This window comes from Acinetobacter sp. GN11 (assembly GCF_054823985.1).
The window spans coordinates 1-810 of the sequence record NZ_JRVL01000365.1 but is presented as its reverse complement, the minus strand read 5'-3'; the positions used below and the strand labels follow the sequence as shown (position 1 = coordinate 810).

The 810-nt window shown below is 31.5% G+C and carries 1 protein-coding gene; it reads right to left on the bottom strand.

The window, feature by feature from the left end; translation table 11 throughout:
• Positions 1 to 145: 145 nt before the first annotated feature.
• Positions 146 to 688, bottom strand: a complete 543-nt coding sequence (locus NL42_RS19425) for a GNAT family N-acetyltransferase (RefSeq protein ID WP_461313991.1) — start codon at positions 686 to 688, stop codon at positions 146 to 148.
• Positions 689 to 810: the final 122 nt, after the last annotated feature.

Below are 810 nucleotides of genomic sequence, written 5' to 3'. Positions count from 1 at the left end.
TAGGTTAAATATGTTTATTTTCCCATCTATATCTTACATTAGAAATAATAGAAGTTCTGGCTAATATCTCACATTATTAAGACTACTATAATCTTCTTATTGAACATTAAAGCTAATATTTATTCAATATTTTATGTAATTAGAACTACCAAACTTCACCTTCTCGCCATTCTGCGCAGATAGTATTCTTCTCTGAACGATGTGATAGTAGGTCTTTCATGTGAATACTCAAAGGATATATCATAATCTCATAGTCATTAGTCAGATAAGTAGAAGTTTCATGCTTGATGTATAAATCTCCCCACCACGAAATCCAATCTAATTTTTTATAGAATGTCTCATCTTCAGGCTGTAATGCCACGAGTTCATAGCCTAAAGTAGTTAAAACATCGGTTAAATATCTTAATAATTTAGATGCGAGACCTTTCCCACGCATCTTGAAATCAGTAGTCACATATTCTATATAAGCAGTTTTTACATTGAAGCTGTCATTTATGGTGAACACTCTATTTGTCCATAAAGCATGTGACACAATATTGTCACCTAATATGCCTATTATATGTACAGCATTTTGCATGAAGGTATATTGACTCCAAGGATCTTCATCAAAAGCAGCAAAACACAGCTCAGCAATTTGTTGCCGTTGTTGTTTATTTAGGTCTTGGGCCGCAATAATTTTAAATTGCATATGCAGAAACTCTATTTTAATTGCTTAAATCATAAGCAAAGAACGAAATAATATGAAGTTTTTTAATTAAAAGCTCTTCAACATTTTATTTTTGCATAAAAAAACACCCCCAACTGTTAAGT